Below are 3,271 nucleotides of genomic sequence, written 5' to 3'. Positions count from 1 at the left end.
AGAAATTAAAATAAGAAAGAATTCATTTATATTATTAATATGTATAAGTATATTAGTAGTAATAAATTTAATAAATGAATATGAAAATAGTTTGTTTTTTTATATAGTATTAAATTTAATAATAATAAAAATATCAATTATAAATTATATCAAAAACTTTGGAATCGAGTTAAAAAGAGATAGACAGAAGTTAAATGTAAATAAAAAATACACATCATTATCGATAAACGAAATAAATCTAGAGTGTAATTTACAAAAACAATATAAAGATGAAATTCTAGATTTAAATAATAAAATAAATAAATTCATAGAAAAATCAGACAATCCTATATTTGTTTTAAATGTCAATAAACAATACATTTATAGCAATCAAGCATTTAAAAATTTTATAAAATTAGATAAAGTAAGTGAACGTGAAACTGATATATTTTCATACTTAGATTGGAAATTTATAAATGGCAATGAAATTATAAAAAGAATAAAAGATATAAATACAAATTCTAGTAAGACGGTTAAATCTTATGATGGGAAAATATATAAGTTTGCATGTGTAAGAGATATAATTGATGGAAGAAGCGTTATAATATGTATTTTAAGAGATATAACACAAAGCACATTAATACAAAATAAATTAAAAGAAAGTGAAGAAAAATACAAAAAATTGATGGATATATTAAATGATGGTGTAATGATTCACAATATGAATACTATTAATTATATAAATAATAAAGCTATAGAAATATTTAATTTAGAAGAACATACAAAAAAAATAGTTTTAATAGATGATATAAGAGAAAACATAAGTAAAAAATTTAGACAAGAATTTATAGAAAATATAAATTTAGTACAATTAGGAAAGAAAGATAAAGCTACAATTAAAATAGAGACAGAAGAAGGAAAAACCATAGAATTCATAACAACAAGTATAGTTTTAAACAATACAAATATGTTACTTAGTATAGCAATAGATGTAAGTACACTAGAGAATGCTCTTACAGATATAGAACAGAGTGAAAAAACATACAAGTTATTATTACAAACTTTACCGGAGGGGATAATAATAATAGATAAAAAAACGAATAATTATATTTACAGAAATAAGGCTATGATAAAAATACTTAAAAATATAGGTGTAGAAAATTTAAATAATATAATAAAAAATTATTTGAACAAATGTGAATATGGGAAATTTAAGAAATTTTCTATTAATATAGAAGAAATAAGAGATGTAGATGTAGCAATAATAGATAGAACAGAAGAAAATATTTTTGTAGTAGTTGTAAGAACATTAGATGACAAATATAAAGCAGAAAAAATGAAAGAAAGATTAGATGAAATTAGTGATAAGTGTAGATTTAAAACTGAGTTTTTAGCTAACTTAGCTAATGATATAAAAAAGCCTATAAATACAATATTTGAAACTAACAAAATACTTTATATGAACAAAGATAAATATGACTCTCAATATATAGACAATTATACTATGTTAGTTAAACAGAATTGCTATAGACTTATGAGATTATTAGGGAATATTCAAGAAATAGGAAACTTAGAAAATGAAACGTATACAATGAATATTAAAAAATATGACATGATAAAATTAGCAAAAAATCTAGTTGAAAAGTCTAAAAGATATACAGATGAAAAAGGATTAAGCATTAAATTTGAATCGAATATAGATAAAAAAATACTTGCTATAGATAAAGAAAAAATAGAAAAAATTATATTGAACCTTTTGTCGAATTCAATAAAATTCACAGAAAAAGGTGGTAAAATAATTCTTTCGGTATTTAGTGAAAATGAAGAATTTTGTATTTGTGTAAAGGATACAGGAATAGGAATACCAAAAGATAAGATTGACGTTATATTTGAAAGTTTTGAACAAGTTGACAGAACTTTATCTAGGGGTGCGGAGGGAAGTGGAATAGGGTTATCTTTAGTAAAAAAACTTGTAGATGCTCATAATGCAACAATAAGTGTAAAAAGTGAAGTGGGCATAGGAAGTGAATTTAAAATTATATTAGAAGATAATCTACATCAAAAGCAGTTGATTAATGAAGTAGATAGTGGATGTGATTTTAGTGATAATGAAAAAATAGACATAGAATTTTCAGACATATATTTTAATTACAGCTATTAAAAGTATAATTATATAAAGGGAGTAGGGGTATGTATACATATATAAATGTATTTAGTATATCAATTTTTCTTATGAGTTTGTATATACTGTATGCAAGTTGGAGTATAAACAAAACAAAACGAAATTCTATTTTATTAGGACTGTTAGTAGTAATAATAATTTCAAAGGTTTTATATCTATTAATGGATGAAAGGTCTATAAATTTAAGTTATACCTATGAAATAATTATAATGCTATTAATAATTCAGATAAGTATAAAAGGAAGTCAAAGTAGGATATCTAGTATATTAATTATTATAAATTATATATTAGGATTAATTTCTTTAGCCATAACAATTTTTAGTAGCCTTAATATATATATTACAATAATAACTGCATACATGTTAATAACTACTTTATATTTAAATTTTATTATGATTAGTGAAAAAAAAATAAATAATATAGATATTATATTAGCAACTTTAATATATTTTTACTTATTTATATCGTTATTAATGAAGGGGAATGAAAGTTTTATAAAAATAAATAATATTTTAGATGTGATATCTTCTATGTACATATTTTTCAAAATATTTAAAATTAACATTATTGATGTGAAAAATAAAAATAAAAAAATAAAAAGTAAATTAAGTAGAAGTAATATAAAAATAAATATTTATGATGAAAAACTAAAGCTTAATAAAGATATAACGAACATGATAAATGAAAGTCTAGGTAAAAAACAAAATATACTACAAACTATAGTGGGAGAGTATAATAGATGTACATTTATAATAGATAGTGAAGGATATATATTAAATGAAGATAATAGTTTTTCTAAAATGTGGAAGGAGTATTCAGAATATAAGTATAAAATAAATTTAAATATTTTCTTAGAAAATAGTATAAAAAATGCAAATGATTTTATAAAAAGTATAAATAAAGTTAAACAAGAATGCGTAGAAGTATATGGAGAATTAAAAGGAAAAGATGGGAAAATTTTTAAGTGCACCTATGCTCCTTTTACAATAAGTAATAAAAATATAGGTGTTATTTGTGCAATGATTGATATTACCTATCAAAAGAATAGTGAAATGAAAATCAAAGAAAATAACACAAAATATAAAAAAATAGTAGATAATATACCATACT

At 21.2% G+C, this 3,271-nt stretch carries 2 protein-coding genes; both read left to right on the top strand.

Annotated elements, in window-relative coordinates; all coding sequences use genetic code 11:
• The coding region (locus VLM92_RS01445; RefSeq protein ID WP_325274575.1) for a PAS domain-containing sensor histidine kinase at positions 1 to 2,140 on the top strand (2,140 nt) is incomplete at its 5' end.
• 29 nt (positions 2,141 to 2,169) lie between these two features.
• On the top strand, positions 2,170 to 3,271 hold a 1,102-nt coding region (locus VLM92_RS01440; protein WP_325274574.1), incomplete at its 3' end, for a hypothetical protein.

Origin of the sequence: Romboutsia sp., from assembly GCF_035470145.1 — a bacterium.
In the GTDB taxonomy this organism is placed as follows: Bacteria; Bacillota; Clostridia; order Peptostreptococcales; family Peptostreptococcaceae; genus Romboutsia_D.
The sequence above is the reverse complement of the archived record's forward strand: the minus strand, read 5'-3'. Positions and strand labels throughout refer to the sequence as shown.